The 21,000-nt window shown below is 70.9% G+C and carries 20 protein-coding genes; 9 read left to right on the top strand and 11 right to left on the bottom strand.

Features of this window, described 5'->3' with window-relative positions; genetic code table 11:
- Nucleotides 1-9: 9 nt before the first annotated feature.
- A complete protein-coding gene (locus AC6EI4_RS15570) occupies nucleotides 10-357 on the bottom strand; it encodes a winged helix-turn-helix transcriptional regulator (protein WP_498452012.1) in 348 nt (115 codons plus the stop codon).
- A 63-nt stretch (nucleotides 358-420) separates the two neighbouring features.
- On the opposite strand from AC6EI4_RS15570, the gene AC6EI4_RS15565 reads away from it, so the two are divergent.
- Complete coding sequence (locus AC6EI4_RS15565; RefSeq protein WP_498452011.1) at nucleotides 421-2,667, top strand: LLM class flavin-dependent oxidoreductase; 2,247 nt, start codon at nucleotides 421-423, stop codon at nucleotides 2,665-2,667.
- 16 nt (nucleotides 2,668-2,683) lie between these two features.
- Here the strand turns inward: AC6EI4_RS15565 and AC6EI4_RS15560 are convergent, their stop codons facing one another.
- The 4 genes from AC6EI4_RS15560 to AC6EI4_RS15545 all read right to left on the bottom strand — a co-directional run bounded on the left by AC6EI4_RS15560 (nucleotide 2,684) and on the right by AC6EI4_RS15545 (nucleotide 6,145).
- Nucleotides 2,684-3,139, bottom strand: coding sequence for an arsenate-mycothiol transferase ArsC (locus AC6EI4_RS15560; protein WP_498452010.1), 456 nt, complete (start codon nucleotides 3,137-3,139; stop codon nucleotides 2,684-2,686).
- A complete protein-coding gene (gene arsB, locus AC6EI4_RS15555; RefSeq protein ID WP_498452009.1) occupies nucleotides 3,136-4,269 on the bottom strand; it encodes an ACR3 family arsenite efflux transporter in 1,134 nt (377 codons plus the stop codon). The genes AC6EI4_RS15560 and arsB overlap by 4 nt, the downstream gene beginning before the upstream one ends.
- Complete coding sequence (locus tag AC6EI4_RS15550) at nucleotides 4,266-4,679, bottom strand: metalloregulator ArsR/SmtB family transcription factor (RefSeq protein ID WP_498452008.1); 414 nt, start codon at nucleotides 4,677-4,679, stop codon at nucleotides 4,266-4,268. Before AC6EI4_RS15550 ends, arsB begins: the two co-directional genes overlap by 4 nt.
- Nucleotides 4,680-4,765: 86 nt before the next feature.
- Entirely contained in the window at nucleotides 4,766-6,145 is a 1,380-nt protein-coding gene (locus AC6EI4_RS15545) for an NAD(P)-binding domain-containing protein (protein WP_498452007.1), read from the bottom strand.
- 92 nt (nucleotides 6,146-6,237) lie between these two features.
- Here AC6EI4_RS15545 and AC6EI4_RS15540 point away from each other — a divergent pair, with 92 nt between their 5' ends.
- On the top strand, nucleotides 6,238-7,107 hold the full coding sequence (locus AC6EI4_RS15540) for a helix-turn-helix domain-containing GNAT family N-acetyltransferase (protein WP_498423836.1): 870 nt from the start codon (nucleotides 6,238-6,240) through the stop codon (nucleotides 7,105-7,107).
- Between the two features lie 48 nt (nucleotides 7,108-7,155).
- Here the strand turns inward: AC6EI4_RS15540 and yidD are convergent, their stop codons facing one another.
- The 3 genes from yidD to aspA all read right to left on the bottom strand — a co-directional run bounded on the left by yidD (nucleotide 7,156) and on the right by aspA (nucleotide 10,560).
- Entirely contained in the window at nucleotides 7,156-7,545 is a 390-nt protein-coding gene (yidD, locus tag AC6EI4_RS15535; RefSeq protein WP_498423835.1) for a membrane protein insertion efficiency factor YidD, read from the bottom strand.
- A gap of 164 nt (nucleotides 7,546-7,709) precedes the next feature.
- Entirely contained in the window at nucleotides 7,710-9,104 is a 1,395-nt protein-coding gene (locus AC6EI4_RS15530) for an anaerobic C4-dicarboxylate transporter (protein ID WP_498452006.1), read from the bottom strand.
- A 4-nt stretch (nucleotides 9,105-9,108) separates the two neighbouring features.
- Complete coding sequence (gene aspA / locus AC6EI4_RS15525; RefSeq protein WP_498452005.1) at nucleotides 9,109-10,560, bottom strand: aspartate ammonia-lyase; 1,452 nt, start codon at nucleotides 10,558-10,560, stop codon at nucleotides 9,109-9,111.
- A gap of 201 nt (nucleotides 10,561-10,761) precedes the next feature.
- Between aspA and AC6EI4_RS15520 the strand changes: the two genes are divergently transcribed.
- On the top strand, nucleotides 10,762-11,436 hold the full coding sequence (locus AC6EI4_RS15520) for a GAF and ANTAR domain-containing protein (RefSeq protein ID WP_498452004.1): 675 nt from the start codon (nucleotides 10,762-10,764) through the stop codon (nucleotides 11,434-11,436).
- 91 nt (nucleotides 11,437-11,527) lie between these two features.
- A complete protein-coding gene (locus AC6EI4_RS15515; RefSeq protein WP_498452003.1) occupies nucleotides 11,528-12,358 on the top strand; it encodes a class II glutamine amidotransferase in 831 nt (276 codons plus the stop codon).
- A gap of 25 nt (nucleotides 12,359-12,383) precedes the next feature.
- On the opposite strand, the gene AC6EI4_RS15510 is transcribed toward AC6EI4_RS15515, so the two are convergent.
- Nucleotides 12,384-13,373 carry an aldo/keto reductase gene (locus AC6EI4_RS15510; RefSeq protein ID WP_498423828.1) on the bottom strand — a complete coding sequence of 330 codons (990 nt, stop codon included), beginning with the start codon at nucleotides 13,371-13,373 and terminating at the stop codon, nucleotides 12,384-12,386.
- A gap of 296 nt (nucleotides 13,374-13,669) precedes the next feature.
- On the opposite strand from AC6EI4_RS15510, the gene AC6EI4_RS15505 reads away from it, so the two are divergent.
- The 5 genes from AC6EI4_RS15505 to AC6EI4_RS15485 are packed head-to-tail and all read left to right on the top strand — an operon-like array spanning nucleotide 13,670 to nucleotide 18,611.
- Entirely contained in the window at nucleotides 13,670-15,025 is a 1,356-nt protein-coding gene (locus tag AC6EI4_RS15505) for an aspartate aminotransferase family protein (RefSeq protein ID WP_498423827.1), read from the top strand.
- On the top strand, nucleotides 15,022-15,912 hold the full coding sequence (locus AC6EI4_RS15500) for an ABC transporter permease (protein ID WP_498423826.1): 891 nt from the start codon (nucleotides 15,022-15,024) through the stop codon (nucleotides 15,910-15,912). The genes AC6EI4_RS15505 and AC6EI4_RS15500 overlap by 4 nt, the downstream gene beginning before the upstream one ends.
- 60 nt (nucleotides 15,913-15,972) lie before the next feature.
- A complete protein-coding gene (locus tag AC6EI4_RS15495) occupies nucleotides 15,973-16,782 on the top strand; it encodes an ABC transporter ATP-binding protein (protein ID WP_498423825.1) in 810 nt (269 codons plus the stop codon).
- A gap of 19 nt (nucleotides 16,783-16,801) precedes the next feature.
- Entirely contained in the window at nucleotides 16,802-17,863 is a 1,062-nt protein-coding gene (locus AC6EI4_RS15490) for a taurine ABC transporter substrate-binding protein (protein WP_498423823.1), read from the top strand.
- Between the two features lie 7 nt (nucleotides 17,864-17,870).
- Nucleotides 17,871-18,611: an SDR family NAD(P)-dependent oxidoreductase gene (locus tag AC6EI4_RS15485; protein ID WP_498452002.1), complete on the top strand. Its 741-nt coding sequence runs from the start codon at nucleotides 17,871-17,873 to the stop codon at nucleotides 18,609-18,611.
- Here AC6EI4_RS15485 and AC6EI4_RS15480 read toward each other — a convergent pair whose 3' ends face one another.
- Both AC6EI4_RS15480 and AC6EI4_RS15475 read right to left on the bottom strand, forming a co-directional pair.
- Complete coding sequence (locus AC6EI4_RS15480; protein ID WP_498452001.1) at nucleotides 18,612-20,138, bottom strand: aminotransferase-like domain-containing protein; 1,527 nt, start codon at nucleotides 20,136-20,138, stop codon at nucleotides 18,612-18,614. It abuts the gene before it with no gap.
- Between the two features lie 60 nt (nucleotides 20,139-20,198).
- Nucleotides 20,199-20,990, bottom strand: coding sequence for a sulfite exporter TauE/SafE family protein (locus AC6EI4_RS15475; RefSeq protein ID WP_498452000.1), 792 nt, complete (start codon nucleotides 20,988-20,990; stop codon nucleotides 20,199-20,201).
- Between the last annotated feature and the right edge of the window lie 10 nt (nucleotides 20,991-21,000).

Genomic DNA, 21,000 nt, shown 5'->3' with positions numbered 1-21,000 from the left:
GCGGGACTCTCAGTCGCCCCAGCGCAGGTGATAGGCCACGAGCGGCTGCATCGCCGTCAACAGATCGCCACCGCGTGGGGTGAGCCGGTAGCGCACCGAGACCGGCGTCGTCGCGATCACCTCGCGCTCGACGAGGCCATGTGCCTCCAGCTCGCGCAGTCGGGCGGTGAGCAGGCGTGCGGAGAGTCCGTCGACGGCCGCTTCGATCTCCCCGAACCGTGACGCGCCGCGGCCGAGCGCAAGCATGATCGCGCCGGTCCAGCGGCGGCCGATGAACTCCAGACTCACCGTGGCCTCCCGGCAGGTGGCGTCGTCGATCCGGTGCTGGCGGACGGGGGTCGAGCTCCTCCTGGTCACTTACCCATAGTAACCCACTTACCACCAGTTGAGCCGCGCCGTCGCGCGGCGCATGCTGGGGGCATGCCCGACTATGGTCACCCACTTCGCTTCGGATCCTTCATCACTCCGACAGCCGCCTCGCCGCAACGACCGGTGGACCTCGCGCTCCTCAGCGAGGAGCTCGGCTACGACCTTGCGACGTTCCAGGACCACCCCTACCAGCCGTCGTTCCTCGACACCTGGACGCTGATGTCGTACGCCGCCGCACGCACCGAGCGGATCCACCTCGCCGGCAACGTGCACAACCTGCCGTTGCGCCCGCCCGCCGTGCTGGCAAAGTCGGTGGCCAGTCTCGACCTCCTCTCCGGCGGCCGCGTCGCGCTGGGGCTGGGCGCCGGTGGCTTCTGGGACGCGATCGAGGCGTACGGCGGAACCCGCCTGACGCCCGGCGAGGCGGTGGACGCGTTGGCCGAGGCGATCACGATCATCCGCGGCATCTGGGACACCGCCGACCGGTCGGTCCTCGCCGTCGAGGGCGCCCACCACCGGGTCCGCGGCGCCAAGCGTGGTCCGGCGCCCGCGCACGACGTGCCGATCTGGCTCGGTGCCCTCAAGCCGCGGATGCTGCGCCTGATCGGCCGCGCGGCCGACGGCTGGCTGCCCTCGATGCCGTACCTCCAGCCCGGGGATCTCGAGCGCGGCATGCGCGTGATCGACGAGGCTGCCCGTGAGGCCGGCCGGGACCCCGCCGAGGTCGTGCGGCTGCTCAACATCGCTCCCGAGACCGACGCCGACGAGCTGGTGCGCCTCGCTGTCGAGGACGGCGTCAGCACTTTCATCGTGATGGGCGACGACGAGGGCGGGCTGCGTCGCTTCGCCGCACTGACCGACGAGGTGCGCGACCGGGTCGCCGAGGCCCGCGCCGGCTCCGGGGTGCGCGAGCGCGCCCGGGTCCGCGGCTCCTCTGCCCTGGCGAAGCGCCTCCCCGGCATCGGCTACGACGACCTGCCGTCCGGGCTGGCCGAGCGCGCGGTCGAGCCCGGCGACCCGGCTTACGCGCGCTACACCTCGAGCTACCTGCGTGGCGGCGCCCCCGGTCTCGTGCTCCGGCCGCGGACCGTCGCCGAGGTACAGGCCGCGGTCGCGGTCGCCCGTGAGCACCGCGAGCTCCCGCTCGGCGTCCTCAGCGCCGGGCACGGCATCTCCGGCCGCTCCCTCAACCACGGCGGGCTCGTCATCGACGTCAGCGCCCTCGACAGCGTCGAGGTGCTCGACCCCGACACGGGCCACGTCCGGCTCGGCCCCGGCGCCCGGTGGGCCGACGTGGCCCGCACGCTCGCGGCGTACGGGCTCGCGATCAGCAGCGGCGACTACGGAGGCGTGGGCGTCGGTGGGCTCGCGACCGCCGGTGGGATCGGCTGGTTCGCGCGCAGCCACGGCCTGACCATCGACCACCTGAGGGCGGTCGAGCTGGTCCTGGCCGACGGCCGGGTCGTGCGCACCGACGCCGATCAGGAGCCCGACCTCTTCTGGGGCGTGCGCGGCGCCGGGGCCAACTTCGGCATCGCCACCTCCTTCGAGCTCACCGCAGCCCGGGTCGGCACGATCGCCTTCGCCCAGCTCGCCTTCGACGCCAGCGACACCGCGGCCTTCCTGGAGCGGTGGGGGCGCGAGGTCGAGTCCGCGGACCGCAGCGTCACCGGCCAGGTCATCCTCGGTGCTCGCCGGGGCGGGCAGCGGATCGCCCAGGCGATGCTGGTCGTCGACTCCGACGACCCCGACACCGTCATCGAGCGCCTGCAGCCGATCGCCGAGATCGCGCCCCTGGTGCAGCAGCAGGTCGCGCTCACGACCTACGACCAGGTGATGGGCCTGTTCGGCAGCGACGCGCCGCAGCAGGGCCACGGCGAGCCGCACACCCACTCCGGCCTGGCCGACCACCTCTCCCCCGGACTCGCGGCCGAGATCGCGGACCTACTCGACGCCGGCACGTCGTACTTCTTCTCGATCCGCGCGGTCGGCGGCGCGGTCTCCGACGTACCGAGCGGCGCCACGGCGTACGCCGGGCGCAGCGCCGCGTTCTCGCTCTCGGGGTTCGGCACCGGCCCCGCGTTCGACACCGCCTGGGAGCGGCTGGTCCCGCACCTGTCGGGGAGCTACCTCAGCTTCGAGACCGGCACCGGAGCGCAGTGGCTGGAGCGCGCCTTCCCGCCCGCCCACCTCGCCCGGCTGCGCGAGCTGAAGCGCCGCTACGACCCCACCGGCCTGTTCCGCGACAACTTCTTCATCGACCCGACGGCCGCCGCAGTGGAGGGCCCGGCCGCCTGAGCAGCCGACCTCCTCGTCAGGCTCGGCCCAGGACCGAGGCCGGGAGGTCGATGCCTGGGATCAGTTCGACCAGCAGGTCGCGGACCCGTGCGTCGAGGTCGGCGATGATGACGCGCACGGTGTCCTCGTCCTGACCACCCGGGTCGGCGACCGGCCAGTCGACGTACCTCACGCCGGGGACGTAGGGACACTCCTCGCCGCAGCCGAGGGTGATCGCCATGGTGCTGGTCGCGATGGTGTCGCGGGTCAGGAGCTTCGGTTCTTCGGCGGAGGTGTCCAGGCCGAGCTTCTCGAGCACCTCGGCGACCTCGGCGTGGATGTGCTCGCCGGGCTGGGTGCCGGCGGAGAGGGCACGGACGCGGCCGCCGGCGTAGTGCTCGGTGAGGACTCGACCGATGACTGAGCGGCCGCCGTTGCGCACGCAGGCGAACACGACCTGCGGGACATCGGCGGAAAGGTCGGTGCCGGTCATCGTGGCGCTCCTGGGGAGTCGGTCGCAGAGGCGGGAGTCGTTGCCGGTGCGCGCTCGGGGAAGAACTTGCGTGCCCACAGGCTGACGTAGACGAGAGCGACGAGGACGGGGACCTCGATGAGTGGGCCGACGACGCCGGCCAGTGCTTGACCGGACGCGACACCGAAGACACCGATGGCCACGGCGATGGCGAGCTCGAAGTTGTTGCCGGCGGCGGTGAAGGAGACCGCGGTCGCGCGCTGGTAGTCGAACCCGAGGACCTTGGTGAGCAGCATGGAGCCGCCCCACATGAGGGCGAAGTAGACCAGCAGCGGCACGGCGATGCGGACGACGTCGAGGGGCTGGTGGGTGATGGTGTCGCCCTGGAGCGCGAAGAGCAGGACGATGGTGAACAGCAGCCCGTAGAGCGCCAGGGGCCCGATGCGGGGCAGCAGGGTGGTCTCGTACCAGTCGCGGCCCTTGGCGCGTTCGCCGAGGGTGCGGGTGAGGAAGCCGGCGGCCAGCGGGATGCCGAGGAAGACCAGTACCGACTTGGCGATGCTCCACATGGAGACGTCGAGGTCGGTCTCGTCCAGGCCGAGCCAGCCGGGGAGGACCTGGAGGTAGAAGTAGCCGAGGACGGCGAAGGCCAGGATCTGGAAGACCGCGTTGAGCGCGACCAGGATCGCGGCGGCTTCGCGGTCTCCGCAGGCGAGGTCGTTCCAGATGAGCACCATCGCGATACAGCGGGCGAGCCCGACGATGATCAGGCCGGTGCGGTACTCGGGCAGGTCCGGCAGCAGCAGCCACGCGAGCGCGAACATCAGCGCCGGCCCGAGGACCCAGTTCAGGACGATCGAGGTCGCCAGGAGCCGGCGGTCGCCGGTGACGTGGCCGAGCTCGTCGTAGCGGACCTTGGCGAGGACCGGGTACATCATCACCAGCAGGCCGATGGCGATGGGCAGGGAGACCGAGCCGATCTCCACCTTCGCGAGGGCGTCGTCGAGCCCGTCGACGAGCCGGCCCAGCAGGAGCCCGGCGACCATGGCCACCCCGATCCAGGCCGGGAGGAACCGGTCCAGGGTCGACAGGCGCTGGAGTACGGCGTTCTCGGTGCCGGCCGAAGGCGTTTCGCGGACGGTGTCGCTCATGCCGACGCTCCGGCGGGCTCGGCGCGGGTCGCGGTGGCGCCCGTGGTGTTTCCCGTGGCGAACAGGGCGCCGAGCGCGCTCATCGCCTCAGGGCGGGCGATGTAGTAGACCCAGGTGCCGCGCTTCTCGCGGTTCAGGAGCCCTGCCTCGTGGAGGACCTTGAGGTGATGGCTGATCGTGGGCTGGGACAGGTCGAAGTGCGGCAGCAGGTCGCACACGCAGGCCTCGCCACCCTCGTGGGAGAGCACCAGCGACAGCAGCCGCAGTCGGGCGGGGTCGGCGATGGCCTTGAGCATCGAGACGACGCCGGCCGCCTGCTCGGCATTGATGGGCTCGCGGGCCAGGGGGACGCAACACGCCAGACCGTCGGCCGTGAGCGGTCCGCACTCGTTCTGCGAAGACATCGACATGCGTCAATGTTGACATACGTCGATACGGGGACGCCATTGACCGCCGTCGATAGCGATAGCGCCGGCGCGGCTGCCGCGAAGGTCGGTTACCCGCAGGACTTGCCGGAGCCGCTGCCGAGGGTGATCAGCTGCGGCTCGGCGGCGGCCGGGGCGCAGCACCCGCTCGCAGGGGCAGAGGCGTCCGCGAGGCCTTCGGGGTCGTCAAACGCGCCGGCGCCGTTGCACACACCCGTCTCGGGCAGGACCAGGTCCACTCGGTCGGCGGACTCGAGGTCTCCGTCGAGGGCTGCGACCACGGAGCGGACCTGCTCGTAGCCGGTCATGGCCAGGAACGACGGAGCGCGACCGTAGGACTTCATCCCGACCAGGAAGAGGCCCTGTTCAGGCTGGGCGAGCTCGCGGTGACCGTGCGGAGCGACGTCGCCACAGCTGTGGTGGTCGGGGTGGATCTGGTCGGCGAGCACGCGTGCGGCCCCCAGGGCGGGGTCGAGGTCGAGGCGGACCTCGGAGAGGAACCCGAAGTCGGGGCGGAACCCGGTGACGACGATGACCTCGTCGACGTCGGACACCGTCTGGCCGTTGAGGGAGGAGATGCTCAGGCGCCCGTCGGGCTGGACCGCCACCGACTCGGTACGGAACTGCGTGAGAGTCGCGACCAGTCCCCCGGTCACGGCGGCCTTGGCGTCCTGGCCGAGCCTGCCGCGCTGCTCGAGCTGGTCGTTGTCGCCACCGCCGAACGCGTCGCCCACGGACGGGCGGCGCAGCAGCCAGGACACCCGGGTGCCTGCCCCACCCTCGGACGTCGCCAGCTTGGCCAGGCCCACGAGGACGCCCTGAGCGGAGGCGCCCTTGCCGGCGACGGCGACGTGCTTGCCGGCGTAGCGGGCAGCCACGGCCGGGTCGGAGAGGTCGGGGATGCCGTAGCTGATGCGGTCCGCGTGCTCGCTCTCGCCGAGGGCGGGGTAGCCGTCGGCGCCGAGCGGGTTCGGTCGGCTCCAGGTGCCGGAGGCGTCCACGACCGCACCGGCCAGCAGCCGCTGGAGACCCTCAGGGGTCTCCACATGGACGGCGAACGGGTCATCCCCGCGGCCGGAGTCGACCATCAGGTCCCGGCCGGCGCGGGCAACGCCGACGACGCGGGACCCGTAGCGGATCCGCCCCTCGCCCGTGGCGGCCAACAGGTCGGCGAGCGGCTGCAGGTAGGCGCTGCGCCACTCGCCTCCCGTGGGGTAGGCGGAGTCGTCGGGGGCCGTCCAGGTGCCGGCCGCCTCGAGCAGGCGTCGCGCGGCCGGGTCGACCAGCTCGGACCACGAGGAGAACAGCCGCACGTGCGCCCACTCGCCCACGGCCGCCCCCGCATGCGGTCCAGCCTCCAGGACCACGAAGCCCATTCCCCGCTCGGCGGCGTTGGCGGCGGCCGCCAACCCGATGGGGCCGGCGCCGACGATGACCACGGGGTGCTGCAAGACCTTCTCCTCTGACTCTTCGGAAGTATCGAGACGTGTCGATGCGAGAAATGTATCGACCGGCGACGATGAAAGCAAGGTAGTCTGAGGACATGCCGTCCTCACCGGCCGTCGCGCCCACGCCCCAAGCCCCCCAGTCCGCTCCGAGCCTGGGTCAGCAGGAGGCCGAGGGCTACGCCGAGTGGTTCGCCGTGCTGGCCGACCCCACGCGGGTCCGCCTGCTCCACACGGTGTCCACGTCATCGACCGGAGCCATGCGTATCGGCGACCTCGCGGCGGCTCTCGGAGTCAGCCAGTCCACGTGCTCGCACCACGTCGAGCTGTTGAAGAGGGTCGGCTTCGTCGCGGTCGACAAGGTCGGCCGGGCGAGCATGGTCTCGGTCAACACCGCCTGCTGCACGGGCCTGCCGCACGCGGCCGACGTGATCATGGGGACCCTGTCCTCCCCGCCCTGCTGTCCCGAGGACCTGCCCGCCGACGTCACCACCCGTCTGGTGACCGACGACGACATGGCGGCGGTCCTCGCCATCTACGACGAGGGCCTGGCCACGCGCGACGCCACCTTCGAGACGACACTGCCCACCGCCCAGCAGTTGCGCGACCGTTGGCTTCCCGGCCTGGCGTGGGTCGCCGAGCTCGACGGGCAGGTGGTCGGCTGGAGCGCCATCACCCCCGTGTCGGGCCGGTCGTGCTACGCGGGCGTCGGCGAGAGCTCGGTGTACGTCGCTGCCGCGGCCCGCGGTCGAGGCGTCGGCAAGTCGCTGCTGTACACCCAGGTCATGGAGGCCGATCGGGCCGGTCTGTGGACGCTGCAGACCTCCGTCTTCCCCGAGAACCGCGCCAGCCTCGCGCTGCACCACTCCGCCGGCTACCGCACCCTGGCCGTACGCACCCGCATCGCCCAACTCGACGGTGTCTGGCGCGACACCGTCCTGCTCGAACGTCGAAGCGACGTCAACTGAGCACCTTGCGCCCTCGGCGACGACCTCACCCGGGCTGGCGGCTCGGGTTCACCTGGCTGCGGGCACCGGGTCCAGCGTCGCGGTTCCGGGCCGGCACCGACGCAGGCGCTTGACGGTGAGGATCGCGCCACGCAGGGCGCCGTGGGTGTGGAGAGCGTCCAGGGAGTAGCGCGAGCAGGTGGGCGTCATCGGGCAGCAGGGAGGACGGTTCGCCGAGACGTAGAGCTGGTAGGCGCGCACCCGGCGCCACAGCAGGGAGGCGAACCAGCCCTGAGGCCCGCCGGCGACTGCGGGCATCGGACGCAGCATCATGAGCGCCACGGAGAACAGGCCGATCATGCAGGGGCCTCCCAGGTCGACGCTGCAACAGTCGCTCAGGTCGCAGTTGTCGCGCTTGCGCTTGGCGTTCCGGTTGTGGCGGCGGTGGGGGTGGTTCACGTCGGCGTTCTCCTTGGTCGGGCCGGGTGCTCTCGAGCGCGGCCAGCATGCCAGGTGTCTGCCGCTGCCGTGGCGACTTCGGCGAAGGCCGCACGCAGAAGCCGCCGCGCGACCTTCGGGTCGCGCGGCGGCGCTTGTCGTGTGTCTGCTGGGGTGTCCCAGCCCTAGAGGATCAGCGAGCCGAACAGGAAGCCCAGACCGACCGCGATGGAGATGTTGATGGCTCCCGGCAGCAGGAACGGGTGGTCGAAGACGTACTTGCCGATCCGGGTGGTGCCGGTGTCGTCCATCTCGACCGCCGCGAGCAGCGTGGGGTAGGTGGGGAGGACGAACAGGGCCGAGACTGCCGGGAAGGCAGCCACCGCCGCGAAGGGCGCGACACCGATGAGCAGGGCCGTGGGCATCAGAGCCTGCGTCGTCGCGGCCTGCGAGTAGAGCAGGGCGGAGGCGAAGAACAGGACCACGGCCAGCATCCACGGCTGGTTGCTGAGCAGGTCACCGGAGAACTCGGTGATCTCCTCGACGTGGGCGCTGACGAAGGTCGTGCCCAGCCAGGCCACTCCCAGCACACACATGCTCGCGCTCATACCGGACTTGAACGTCGAGGCGGAGAGGATGTCGGGGGTGGGTACGTCGCAGAGGATGACGATCGCCGCCGCGATGGACAGCATGAACGTGATGATCGCGGCGTCGCGCGGCATCACCGGGTCGGTGATCAGACCGACGTTCTCACTGATGGCCGTGGCGTAGGCCATCACGCTCACCAGGCCGATCAGGAAGATCACGACCGAGAGCCGGGCCCGGGGCCGGATCACGCGTGCGGTCGACGGGGCCGCCGTCACGGTGCCGCCCGCCATCCGGTGCTCGTCCCCGGACTGCGAGCCCAGCTCCGTGGTGCCGCGCGCCTTGTCGACGGCCACCATCTCGGCGGCCGCCATCCGGCGCTGGTACTCGGGGTGCGAGGCCAGGTCCGTGGTGCCGCGCGCCTTGTCGATGGCCATCATGATGGCCGCGGTCGCGATGCAGGCCAGGAAGGTCGAGGGGATCGCCACCGCGAGCAGCTCCAGGTAGTCCACTCCCCCCGGCTCGAGCAGGTCGGCGAAGATCACCACGGCGGCCGAGACCGGTGACGCGGTGATGGCGATCTGGGAGGCGACCACGGCGACCGACAGCGGCCGCGACGGCCGGATGTTGTTCTCCTTGGCCAGCTCGACGATCACCGGCATGGTCGAGAAGGCCGTGTGCCCGGTGCCGGCCATGAAGGTCATCAGGTAGGTGATCACCGGGGCCAGGAAGTTGAGGTGCTTCGGGTTCTTGCGCAGGATGCGGTCGGCCAGGTCCACGAGGTAGTCCATGCCCCCGGCCACCTGCATCGTGGCCACGGCGGCGATGACGCTCATGATGATGGACACGACGCCCAGCGGCAGCTCCCCCGGTGTGACGCCGAGGATCGCCAGCACGAGTACGCCGAGTCCACCGGCGAAGCCGATCGCGATGCCACCGAGGCGGGCTCCCAGGAAGATCGCGCCCAGGACCACCAACAGTTCGACGATGATCACGTCATCACACCCTTAGCGGAAGATCGTTCGTTCCGGCCGCGGCGAAGATTTTCCCGCGGTACTGCGGTCGCATCAAGTTCTCCGGGGCGAGGTGGACGTCCAGCTCGGCCTCGGTGAGCAGCCCCATCTCGAGGACCACCTCGCGCACGCTCTTGCCAGTGCGCGCGCACTCCCGGCCCACGCGGTCACCGTTGTCGTGGCCGATCACGGGGTTGAGGAACGTGACGATGCCGATCGAGCTCATCACGTGCTCGCGGCAGACCTCCGGGTTCGCCGTGATCCCGTCGACGCACCGGACGCGGAGGTTCTGGCAGGCGTTGGTCAGCAGGCTGACCGACTCGAAGAGCGCCTGGGCGATGACCGGCTCCATCACGTTGAGCTGGAGCTGACCCGCACCGGCGGCCATCGCGACCGTCACGTCGTTGCCGATCACCTTGAAGCAGACCTGGTTCACGACCTCGGGGATCACCGGGTTCACCTTGGCCGGCATGATCGACGAGCCGGCCTGGAGCTCGGGGAGGTTGATCTCGTTGAAGCCCGCGCGCGGACCCGAGGAAAGCAGTCGCAGGTCGTTGCACAACGTGCCGAGCTTGACCGCCAGGTGCTTGATGGCCGCGTGCATGGACACGTAGGGGCCGGTGTCGGACGTCGCCTCGATCAGGTCCTCGGCCGACACCAGCGGCAGCCCGGTGACCTGCGCGAGCTTGTCCGCGGCACAGCGCGCATAGCCCTCCGGGGTGTTCAGCCCCGTCCCGATGGCGGTGCCGCCCAGGTTGATCTCCATGAGCAGCTCGCCGGCGCGGGAGAGGCGCTTGATCTCGTGGCGCATCAAGGCGCCCAGCGCGGTGAACTCCTGGCCCAGCGTCATCGGCACGGCGTCCTGGAGCTGGGTGCGGCCCATCTTCAGGACGTTCCTGAACTCCTCGGCCTTCGCGTCGAACGCGTCGGCCAGGGCGGCCACCTCGTCCATCAGACCGTCCACGACGCTGAGCACGGCCAGGTGCAGGCCGGTGGGGTAGGCGTCGTTGGTGGACTGGCACTGGTTCACGTGCTCGTTGGGGTGGATGACGTCGTAGCGCCCCTTCGGCAGGCCGAGGTGCTCGAGCGCCAGGTTGGCCACCACCTCGTTGGTGTTCATGTTGATCGAGGTCCCCGCGCCGCCCTGGAACACGTCAACCGGGAACTGGTCCATGCAGCGGCCCTCGACGAGGATCGCGTCGCAACCGGCGATGATGGCGTCCGCCACGTCCGCCGGGATCGTGGCGAGGTCCTTGTTCGCCAGGGCCGAGGCCTTCTTCACCTTGACCATCCCCCGGATCATCTCGGGGTAGTCGTTGATGGTGGCCGAGCTGATCTGGAAGTTCTCGACGGCACGGACGGTATGGATGCCGTAGTAGGTCTCGGCAGGTACCTCCCGTTCTCCCAGCAGATCAAGTTCGATGCGGGTAGATGCCACGTTGCGGCGCTCTTTTCTTGGGGTTGCAATGTCGGTTGTCCACGGCCTCGCTGCGTGCTAGCGGGGTCCCCCGACTCCGTCGATTCACTTGACCACGCCCCACCCCTGCGCAGAGGGGCCGGAAGTCCCTGCCGACCGGGCACCCCGTCATCGGTACGGCTCCTGCGAGTGAAATCGGTCGCCGGGGCGTAGCCTCAGCAGGTGATCCAAGAGAGCCTTATCGAGGCGACCCGCCGCCTCTCCACGGTCCTGAGCCCGGGCGACCTTGACGAGACCCTGCATCGCGTCACCGCGGCCGCAGTCGAGGTCCTGCCCGACGTCGCCTACAGCAGCATCACCATCAAGCATGCCGACGGGCGGCTCGAGACGGTAGCGCCCAGCCACGACCTCCTGTGCGAGCTGGACGCCGCGCAGTACGAGCTGCGAGAGGGCCCCTGCTACGAGGCAGCCGTGGAGAGCGTCCACGTGGCCGCGCCGGACCTGGGTGCCGAGGAGCGCTTCCCACGCTACGGCCGGATCGCGCAGGCCCATGGCATCCGGGCACAGATGGGACTGCGGCTGTTCGAGAGCTCACGTTCCCAGGGGGCCCTCAATCTCTACTCCCCGCGGGTGGGCGCCTTCGCCGATCTCAACACCCTGCGCGAGCTGTTCGCGCACCACTCGGCCACTGCGATCTCCTACGCCCAGGAGGTCGACGACCTCCGCTCCGCCCTGCGCTCGCGCGAGACCATCGGGCAGGCGGTCGGCATCGTCATGGAGCGCTACCAACTCAACGAGCAGCGGGCCTTCGCCTTCCTGTCACGACTCTCCCAGGCCCGCAACGTCAAGCTGCGGGCGATCGCCCAGGAGGTTGTGGACGCCACCATCGAGGGCTGAGCCCCCGAACGTGACGCAGGGCTGCCGTCCGCCTCACGAGACTCGCCACCGACTCTGGCCAACAGCCGGTCGGCGGTGTTTCAGTGGAGGCATGTGCAGGTGGATGGCGTACTCGGGCGAGCCGATCCTGGCCGAGCACCTGCTGTTCCGGCCCGTCCACTCCCTGATCGACCAGAGCCTGCACTCCCGGATGGGAGCGACCACCACGAACGGCGACGGCTTCGGGATCGGTTGGTACGGCGAGGGGCCCAACCCGGCGGTGTTCAAGAGCGTCGAGCCGGCCTGGAACGACCAGAACCTGCGTGAGGTCACCGGGCAGATCCGGACGCCGGTGCTGTTCGCCCATGTCCGCGCCGCCACCGGCACTCCCGTGCAGCGCAGCAACTGTCACCCGTTCCGCCACGGTCGGTGGCTGTGGATGCACAACGGCTCCCTGCGCGGCTTCCACGAGATCAAGCGGGACCTGGTCCTGGCCGTGGATCCGGCTCTCTACGCCGACATCGAGGGCTCCACCGACTCCGAGACCCTGTTCTTCCTGGCCCTCACGTTCGGGCTCAACGACGACCCGTTCACCGCCGTCGAGCGCGCCATCGGCCTGGTGGAGGACGTGGGCCACCGGCACGGTATCGAGCACCCGGTGCAGATGACGGTGGCGACCACCGACGGGGAGTCGGTATGGGTGTTCCGCTACTCCAGCGAGCGCGCGAGCCGGACCCTGTTCTTCTCCACCGCCGTCAGCGCGTTGCGCAGGCTACATCCGGAGATCGAGGTCCTCAAGCAGCTCGGCGACGAGACCCGCCTCATCGTCTCTGAGCCGCTGCGCGACCTCCCGGGTGCCTGGAACGAGATGCCTGAGTCCTCAGCCGGCGTGGTCCACCCCGCCAAGGCCGAGGTGCGTCCGTTCCGTCCCCTCGCGAGCTAGGGGTGCCCGGCGCCACATCGGATCGTCAGCGGTCGATCATCCGCGCCATGGCCTCGGGGTAGCGCTCGCCCTGCAGCTGCACACCGGCGGACGCTTGGTCCAGCTCGGCGAGGTCCTCGGCGGTGAGCTCGAGGGACGCCGATGCGAGGTTCTCGTCGAGCCGCTCGAGTCGCCGGGTGCCGGGGATCGGCACGATCCACGGCTGCTGGGCGAGCAGCCAGGCCAGGGCCAGCTGCCCGGGCGTGCATCCCTTCCGTTCGGCGGTGCGGGTGATCAGCTCCACCAGGGCGAGGTTCGCCTCGATGGCCTCGCGCTGGAAGCGGGGCAGAGTGGCGCGGATGTCACCCTCGCCGAACTCGGTCGCGGCGGTGACCTGACCGGTCAGGAAACCGCGCCCGAGCGGGCTGAAGGGCACGAAGCCGATCGCCAGCTCCTCGAGGGCGGGCAGGATCTCGTCCTCGGGCTCACGCCAGAACAGGCTGTACTCGCTCTGCAGGGCCGTCACCGGCTGGACCGCGTGAGCGCGCCGGATGGTGGAGACACCGGCCTCGGACAACCCGAAGTGTCGGACCTTGCCCGCCGCGATGAGTTCCTTCACGGTGCCGGCGACATCCTCGATGGGCACGTCGGGGTCGACGCGGTGCTGGTACAGCAGGTCGATGGTGTCGGTGCGCAGGCGACGCAGCGAGCCCTCGACTGCGGCCCGGATGTGGTCCGGTCTGCTGGTGACCCCGATCTGCCTGCCGTTCTGGTCGAACTCGAACCCGAACTTGGTGGCGATGACGACGTCCTCACGGACCGGTTGCAGCGCCTCCCCCACGAGCTCCTCGTTGTGGAAGGGGCCGTAGACCTCCGCGGTGTCGAACAGGGTCACGCCCCGGTCCACCGCGGCGCGCAGGAAGGTGATCATCTCCTCGCGCGGTGGGCGAGGCCCGAACGACTGGCTCATGCCCATGCAGCCCAGGCCCATCGCGGAGACGTGGAGGCCGTCCCGGCCCAGGGTGCGTGCCTGCATGGCGGTCTCCTCGGACGAGCGGGTCGCGGTCACAGCGCCACGAGCAGCGCCTGAGGGGCATCATGGCATCGCCGGCCGGGCCGAGCCAGCCGTTCCGGGGATCGGTGAGGGTGAGCTGTCGGCCGGTGCCGCCCCTGCCCGCACGTAACAGGTGGGACACAAGGTTGCCGTGGTGTTGCGGCTGGTGCGCAAAAGGGCTCGAGCGCTGGATCTTCTGCGCCGCCTCCGGATCTCCCAGGATCAAGGGGCCGGCCGCTGGTAGCAGAACAGCGGGGGCCGACCCCGAGGAGACCGCCATGCCTGCCCCCGCCGACCCGGCCGGCCGCCGAACCTACGAGCTGGACCGGCGTCACGTGTTCCACTCCTGGAGCGCCCAGAAGGAGCTCGATCCCCTCGTCGTCTCCAGGGCGGAGGGCTCGTACCTGTGGGACGCGGACGGCCGCCGCTACCTCGACTTCTCCTCGCAGCTGGTCTTCACCAACCTCGGCCACCAGCACCCGAAGGTCGTCGCCGCCGTCCAGGCCCAGGCCGCTCAGCTGTGCACGATCGCGCCCGCCCACGCCAACGCGGCACGCTCCGAGGCCGCCCGCCTGATCACCGAGGCGGCACCTGAGGGCATGGACATGGTGTTCTTCACCAACGGTGGCGCCGAGGCCGTCGAGAACGCCGTACGGATGGCGCGACTGCACACCGGGCGGCACAAGGTCCTGGCTGCCTACCGGGGTTACCACGGGGCGACCGAGACCGCGATCAACCTCACCGGCGACCCGCGGCGCTGGCCCAGCGACCGCGGCACCTCGGGGACCGTCCGCTTCTTCGGGCCCTTCCTGTACCGCACGGAGTTCCACGCCACCAGCCAGGCCGAGGAGTCGGCCCGGGCCCTGGAGCACCTCGAGCAGCTGATCCGCTTCGAGGGCCCCGACTCGTTCGCGGCGCTGATCCTCGAGACCGTCCCGGGCACGTCGGGCGTGATGCCGCCCCCTCCCGGCTACCTGGCGGGGGTGCGGGAGATCTGCGACCGCTACGGCATCGTGATGATCTGTGACGAGGTGATGGTCGGCTTCGGCCGCACCGGTCGCTGGTTCGCCGTCGAGCACTATGACGTGACCCCGGACCTGATCACGTTCGCCAAGGGAGTGAACTCCGGCTACGTGCCGCTCGGCGGGGTCCTGATCGGCGACTCCATCGCCCGCACGTTCGACCACCGTCCGTTCCCCGGCGGCCTGACCTACTCCGGGCACCCGCTGGCCTGCGCCGCTGCGGTGGCCACGATCCAGGCGATGACCGACGAGCACGTCGTGGAGAACGCCGCCCGCCTGGGCGCCGAGGTCTTCGCCCCGGCGCTCGCCGAGATCGGCGCCCGGCATCCCAGCGTGGGCGAGGTGCGCGGGCTGGGCGCGTTCTGGGCCCTGGAGCTGGTCCGGGACCGGGCGACCAAGGAGCCGCTGGCGCCGTACGGCGGGTCGAGCCCGGCCGTGGCGCGCACCTTGAGCGCGGCACGCGAGGCCGGCCTGCTGGTGTTCAACAACATGCACCGCATCCACCTCGCGCCACCGCTCAACCTCAGCGACATCGAGGCGAAGGAGGGGCTGGCCATCCTCGACGAGGCGCTCAGTGTCGCCGACGAGTTCACCGCCGGCGCCCCCGCATGAGCACGCTCGTGGTCCCCGCGTCCACCGAGACCACCTCCCCCGGCTCGGCGCCTCCGCGGCGCCCGGCGCGCTGGGTCCCCCGACTGCGCCGAGCGGGTGTCCATCTCGCCGGGTTCTGCAGCCTGCTGCTGATCTGGTGGGGTGTCACGGCTGCCGACCTGGTCGACGCCCTCATCCTGCCCGGCCCGGGCGCGGTCTGGTCGGCCTTCGTGGAGGCCAACACGTGCAACCCGGTGAGCGCGGGCTCTGACCGCGTGGCGTGCGGAGCGCAGAACCACTTCATGTGGGAGCACCTGCTGGCCAGCCTGCAGCGCATCGGCGTCGGGGTGAGCGCCGCCGTCGTGTTCGGGATCGCGCTCGGCTTCGCGATGAGCACCGTCCACCGCCTGGGCAGGGTGCTCGACCCCTACCTCAACTTCCTGCGCTCGCTGCCCCCGCTCGGCTACATCGGCCTGCTGATCGTCTGGTTCGGCATCGGCGACGTCTCGAAGATCTGGCTGCTGTTCCTGGCGGCCTTCCCGCCGATCACGATGGCCACCATCGCCGGCGTGCGGGGCATCCACCCCTCACGCATCCACGCCGTCGAGTCGCTGGGCGCCTCGCGCTGGCAGGTGCTGGTGCACGTGGTCCTCCCCTCGGCGCTGCCGGACATCGTCGCCGGCGTGCGGATCGCGGTCGGCTTCGCCTGGACCACGGTGGTGGCCGCCGAGCTCAACAACGGGATCCCCGGGATCGGCGGCCTGGCCTACATCTCCGGGACCCAGCTGCAGACCCCGCTGGTGTTGGCCTGCATCGTCGTCATCGGGATCGCGGCCATCACCCTCGACACCGCCCTGCGGTTCCTCGGCGGCCTGCTCGTCCCCTGGCACGGCAAGGCCAAGAGCTGAGCCACTCCCCCGTACCGCCACTCCCCGTCGATGCTCGCCGCCCACCCGACAGAGGCCGCCATGTCCATGCCCGCCACCCTGCCCACCGCCGACGCACCACGCATCACCCTGACCGGTGTCACGAAGGACTTCACCAGCGACAACGGCGACACGGTCCGCGCCGTCTCCACGATGGACCTGGTCATCGAGCCGGGCGAGTTCGTCTGCATCGTGGGCCCCTCGGGCTGCGGCAAGTCGACCCTGATGGACCTGGTGGCGGGCTTCCTGGCCCCCACCACCGGGGAGCTCCAAGTCGGCGACCGCGCCGTCACCGGCCCCGGACCCGACCGCGGGGTCGTCTTCCAGCAGCCCAACCTGTTCCCCTGGCTCAGTGTCCGCCGCAACGTCGAGCTCGGACCGCGACTGCGCGGTGTCCCGGCCGCGGAGCGACGTGCCCTCGCCGAGCGTTTCCTGACCCTCGTCGGGCTCGAGCAGTTCCTCGAACGCAAGCCCTACGAGCTGTCCGGCGGCATGCAGCAGCGCTGCCAGATCGCCCGCGTCCTCGCGAACAATCCCGAGATCATCTTGATGGACGAGCCGTTCGGCGCCTTGGACGCACTCACCCGCGAGCGCCTGCAGACCGAGCTGCTGCAGATCTGGCGACAGAAGCAGAACACCGTCCTGTTCATCACCCACAGCGTCGAGGAGGCCATCTTCCTCGGCACCCGGGTGCTGGTGATGAGCGCCCGGCCCGGGCGGGTGATCCTCGATCAGAGGGTCGCGCTCGCCGGCCCGGAGGTCGGGGCCGAGCTCCGTTCGCTACCCGAGTTCGTGGCCTTGCGCGACAAGATCTCCAGCGCCATCTACGCGGCGCAGGATCTCCCCCAGTGACCCTACGAAAGGCGCACCGATGACCCTCTCCCGCTTCGCCGGCCTGTCCCTGGCGATCGCCGCCTGCACCCTCGGCGTCGGCTGCACCTCCAGTGAGCAGGCCACCGAAAAGGCCAACGCGGAGTCCGCGACCGAGTGTCCGTGGCAGGCCGACGAGACCGTGACCGGGAAGATCCGGGTGGCCTTCCAGATCCTGCCGGTCGGTGACCTCGTCGTGAAGGACCAGCAGATCCTGGAGGCCTGCCTGCCCAAGGCGCAGATCGAGTGGAACCAGTACGCCTCCGGCGGCGACGTCGTCCAGGCGTTCGCGGCGGGCTCCGTCGACATCGGCACCGTCGGCTCGAGCCCGGCGGTCAAGGCAGTCTCCGCGCCACTCGACCTCGACGTACGGGTCGTCTGGGTCCAGGACGTCATCGGCGAGGCCGAGGCGCTGGTCGCCAAGGACCCGTCGGTCACGTCGGTCGCGGACCTGAAGGGCGCCACCATCGGCGTGCCGTTCAGCTCGACCGCCCACTTCAGCCTTCTGGCCGCCCTCGACGACGCCGGTCTGGACCCGGCCCGCGACGTGAAGATCATCAACCTCGCACCCGAGGCGATCGTCGGGGCCTGGCAGGGCGACCAGATCGACGCCGCCTACATCTGGGACCCGACCCTGGGCGAGCTGCTCGCCGACGGGACGAAGCTGCTCTCCGGCAAGGAGGTCGCCGAGATGGGCGCTCCCACCTTCGACCTGAGCGTCGCCTCGGCGGCGTTCCTCGAGAAGACCCCCGCCTTCCTCGAGACCTGGACGCGCGCCCAGGACTGGGCGGTGAAGCTGATCCAGGAGGACCCGTCGCTGGCGGCGGAGTCGCTCGCGGTGGAGATGGGCGCGGACCTCTCCGTGGTCGAGACCCAGCTCGCCGGCACCACCTACCTCACCGCCCAGGAGCAGCTCGACACCTACTTCGGGGGGCAGCTGGGTCAGGTGATGGCCGACACCGCGGCCTTCCTGGCTCGTCAGGGCGAGATCGACGCCCCCGCTGACGTGGCCCACTACACCGACGCGGTGCACAGCGACGCATCCGCGAGCATCACCGAATAGGAGACCCATGAACACCAGCACCAAGCCCGTCGCCGTGATCACCGGGGCCAGCAGCGGCATCGGGGCGGCCACCGCCCGAGCCCTGGCCCGCGCCGGGTACGACGTGGCGCTCGGGGCACGGCGCCTCGAGCGCCTCACCGAGGTGGCTGCCGAGTGCGGCGGCCGAGCGCTGCCTCTCGACGTGACCGACCAGGACTCCGTGGACGCGTTCGCGGACGCGGTGGGACCCGTGGACGTGCTGGTCAACAACGCCGGCGGCGCCCTGGGGACCGAGTCGGTCGCCGAGGCCGACGTGGATGCCTGGCGGTGGATGTTCGAGACCAACGTGCTCGGCACCCTGCGGATGACCAAGGCCCTGCTGGCGCGCCTGGCAGCCTCCGGCGACGGCCAGGTGGTCAACATCGGGTCCATCGCGGCCCGGGAACCGTACCGGGGCGGGGCCGGGTACAACGCCGCCAAGCACTCCGTCGCGGCGCTCACCCGGGTGCTGCGCATCGAGCTGCTCGGGCAACCGGTGCGCGTGTGCGAGATCGACCCCGGCATGGTGCACACCGACTTCAGCCTGGTGCGATTCCGCGGTGACGCCGACCAGGCCGCCGCGGTCTACGCGGGGGTCACCCCGCTCAGCGCCGACGACGTCGCCGAGGCCGTGCGGTGGGTGGTCACCCGCCCCTCCCACGTCAACATCGACCAGATCCTGATGCTGGCTCGGGACCAGACCTCGGCCCAGGTCGTCCACCGGGCGTGATCAGCCCGGCAGGCCCACCTCCCGAGCGGCCTGGGCGAGCAGACGGATCCCGGCGTCGATCCGGTCCGGGCTGATCGAGTTGAACCCCAGGCGGAAGGAGTTCCTCGGTGGGTCGGCACGCAGGTAGTAGCGCTCCCCGGGGATGACGAGGACGCCGAGCTCACGCGCCCGGCGTGCCATGGCGCCGGCGTCGAAGCCGGCGGGGCCGGTGACCCACAGGCTGAGCCCGCCCTCGGGGATGTCATCCACCGGCCACGGGAAGTGCGCCGCCAGTGCCTCGCGCACCAGCTGCCAGTTGCGCTTGAGGAAGCGGCGGTGCTTGGCGAGCACCCGGTCGTACTCCCCGGAGGCGATGAACAGGCCCAACGCCCGCTGGTCGATGCCCGAGGGATGCTTGGTCGCCAGGTAGCGGCGCTCGCGCAGCTCGGCGATCAGCGGCTCCTGCGCCACCACGTATCCGAGCCGGAGAGCCGGCGCCAGGAACTTCGAGAACGTCCCCAGGTACACGACCCGGCCGGTCCGGTCGTTGGCGCGCATCGAGAGCGTCGGGGCGCCCCGGAAGCGCAGCTCGGAGTCGAAGTCGTCCTCGATCACGATGAAGTCGCGCAGCTGCGCCTGTCGCAGCAGCTCGGCGCGACGCCTGGCCGACAGCGTCGCGTTCGTCGGATGCTGATGTCCCGGGGTGACGAAGACGGCGTCGACCTCCGCGCGGTCGTCGAGCAGCACCCCGGAGGCGTCGACGGGGCAGAGCTCGATCCGCGCGCCGGTCCTGGAGAAGATCCGCGCGGCGTCCACGTACCCCGGGTCCTCCACCGCCACCGTGCGACCGCGATCCAGCAGGGCCCCGGCCAGGAGCGAGAGGGCCTGCTGGACTCCCGAGGTGATCAGCACCTGGTCCGGCGTGGCCTCGATGCCCTTGCGTCGCAGCACGTGCGCGATCAGGGTCTCGACCAGCAGCGGGTCGTCGGCGTCGGCGGAGTCGCGCAGTCCGTGCAGGATGTTCGCCCGGTCGAAGACCTGCGAGGTCGCGCGCAGCCAGGCCCGCGCCGGGAAGCTCCCGGGCAGGAGCTGTCCGGGCAGGAACGGGTAGGGGTACTCGGCGTAGTCGGGGTCGCTGACGGACTTCGCCTGCCACGGGTCCCGCTGGGTCAGCAGGTGATCCGCCCACTGGACCGGCGAGGGTGCGGGGCCCAGGTCCGGGCTCGGTGGGAGGGCTCCCCCCGCGTCCGGCCCGCCCTGGCCTGTGGACAGGACCGGGTACAACCCCGAACGCGGTCGGCTGGTGAGCAGGCCGACCGCGACCAGCCGGTCGAGCGCGGTCAGCACCGTGCTCCGCGAGACCCCGAAGCTCTCGGCCAGCAGGCGGCTCGAGGGAATGGGTCGGTGGGACGGGAAGTCACCCCGACGAAGTGCGCTCTCCAGGGCAGCCTGCACCTGCAGGTGCAGCGGCTCGCGGCCCCCGGTCAGCACCCAGGCGCCGTCGTCGTGAGGCGTCCCGGTCGCCGGCACCTCGGTCGAGCTCTCCACGGCGGTTCGCTCCCCTCCCCTGACGGCGGTCGTCGACCTCATGATGGCGCGGGGTCGGCGTCAGCGCTCGATCGGTCCCACCGCGGCCTGGACGAGGTAGATCAGCGCCAGCCCGACCGCCAGCAGGCCGAGCAGGTCGCGCAGGCGCCGCTCGGGCAGATGGGGCTGCAACCGGGCACCGAGGTACCCGCCGGCGAGCCCACCGAGGCCACAGGCGACGCCCAGGCTCCAGTCGGGGCCGACGCTGCCGGGGGCACCCGTGGCAAGGACGGCGAACGTCGCGACGCCCACCACGGAGGTGAGGAAGGTGCTCACCAGAGCGGCCGGTGCGACGACCGCCAGGGACATCCCCGATCCGACGAGGATCGGCCCGAGGAGGGAGCCGCCGCCGAGGCCGTACAGGCCCCCGACCACGCCGACGACGAAGGCCAGCGACGTCACGGCTCGGGGGTGCAGCGGCGGCCTCGCCCGGGAGGGTGTCCGCCTGCGACGCAGGATGACCAGGCCGGTCGGCAGCAGCACCGCTGCCGCGAGCAGCCGAAAGACCAGCGGGTCACTGACGACGTACACACGCAGTACGGCGCCGAGGATGACGCCGGGCAGCGACCCCATCGTCAGGCGGCCGATCAGGATCCACTCGAGCTGGCGTTGCCGCGCGTAGCGGATCAACGCCCCGGGGCCGGAGACCACGTTGAAGACCAGGTTCGTCGCCGTGAGCTGGGGGTGGGCGACCTGCAGGACGCTCAGCTGCACCGGAAGCAGGAAGACCGCGCCGGAGACGCCGACCGGCGAGGTCACCACCGCCAGCAGGAATCCGGCAAGCAACCCCACCGCGTCTCGCTGCCACTCCACCCGGCGACCC

It is taken from the genome of Nocardioides sp. Z43_10 (assembly GCF_059766615.1).
This window is presented reverse-complemented; position numbering and strand designations above follow the sequence as displayed.

Excerpts from the sequence above, each read along its gene's own strand:
- AC6EI4_RS15510 (WP_498423828.1), bottom strand. The coding sequence starts at position 13,373 with ATGCAGGCACGCACCCTGGGCCGGGACGGCCTCCACGTCTCCGCGATG.
- AC6EI4_RS15485 (WP_498452002.1), top strand. The coding sequence starts at position 17,871 with ATGAACACCAGCACCAAGCCCGTCGCCGTGATCACCGGGGCCAGCAGC.
- AC6EI4_RS15490 (WP_498423823.1), top strand. The coding sequence starts at position 16,802 with ATGACCCTCTCCCGCTTCGCCGGCCTGTCCCTGGCGATCGCCGCCTGC.
- AC6EI4_RS15565 (WP_498452011.1), top strand. The coding sequence starts at position 421 with ATGCCCGACTATGGTCACCCACTTCGCTTCGGATCCTTCATCACTCCG.
- AC6EI4_RS15500 (WP_498423826.1), top strand. The coding sequence starts at position 15,022 with ATGAGCACGCTCGTGGTCCCCGCGTCCACCGAGACCACCTCCCCCGGC.
- AC6EI4_RS15560 (WP_498452010.1), bottom strand. The coding sequence starts at position 3,139 with ATGACCGGCACCGACCTTTCCGCCGATGTCCCGCAGGTCGTGTTCGCC.
- AC6EI4_RS15550 (WP_498452008.1), bottom strand. The coding sequence starts at position 4,679 with ATGTCGATGTCTTCGCAGAACGAGTGCGGACCGCTCACGGCCGACGGT.
- AC6EI4_RS15515 (WP_498452003.1), top strand. The coding sequence starts at position 11,528 with ATGTGCAGGTGGATGGCGTACTCGGGCGAGCCGATCCTGGCCGAGCAC.
- AC6EI4_RS15495 (WP_498423825.1), top strand. The coding sequence starts at position 15,973 with ATGTCCATGCCCGCCACCCTGCCCACCGCCGACGCACCACGCATCACC.
- arsB (WP_498452009.1), bottom strand. The coding sequence starts at position 4,269 with ATGAGCGACACCGTCCGCGAAACGCCTTCGGCCGGCACCGAGAACGCC.
- AC6EI4_RS15505 (WP_498423827.1), top strand. The coding sequence starts at position 13,670 with ATGCCTGCCCCCGCCGACCCGGCCGGCCGCCGAACCTACGAGCTGGAC.
- AC6EI4_RS15540 (WP_498423836.1), top strand. The coding sequence starts at position 6,238 with ATGCCGTCCTCACCGGCCGTCGCGCCCACGCCCCAAGCCCCCCAGTCC.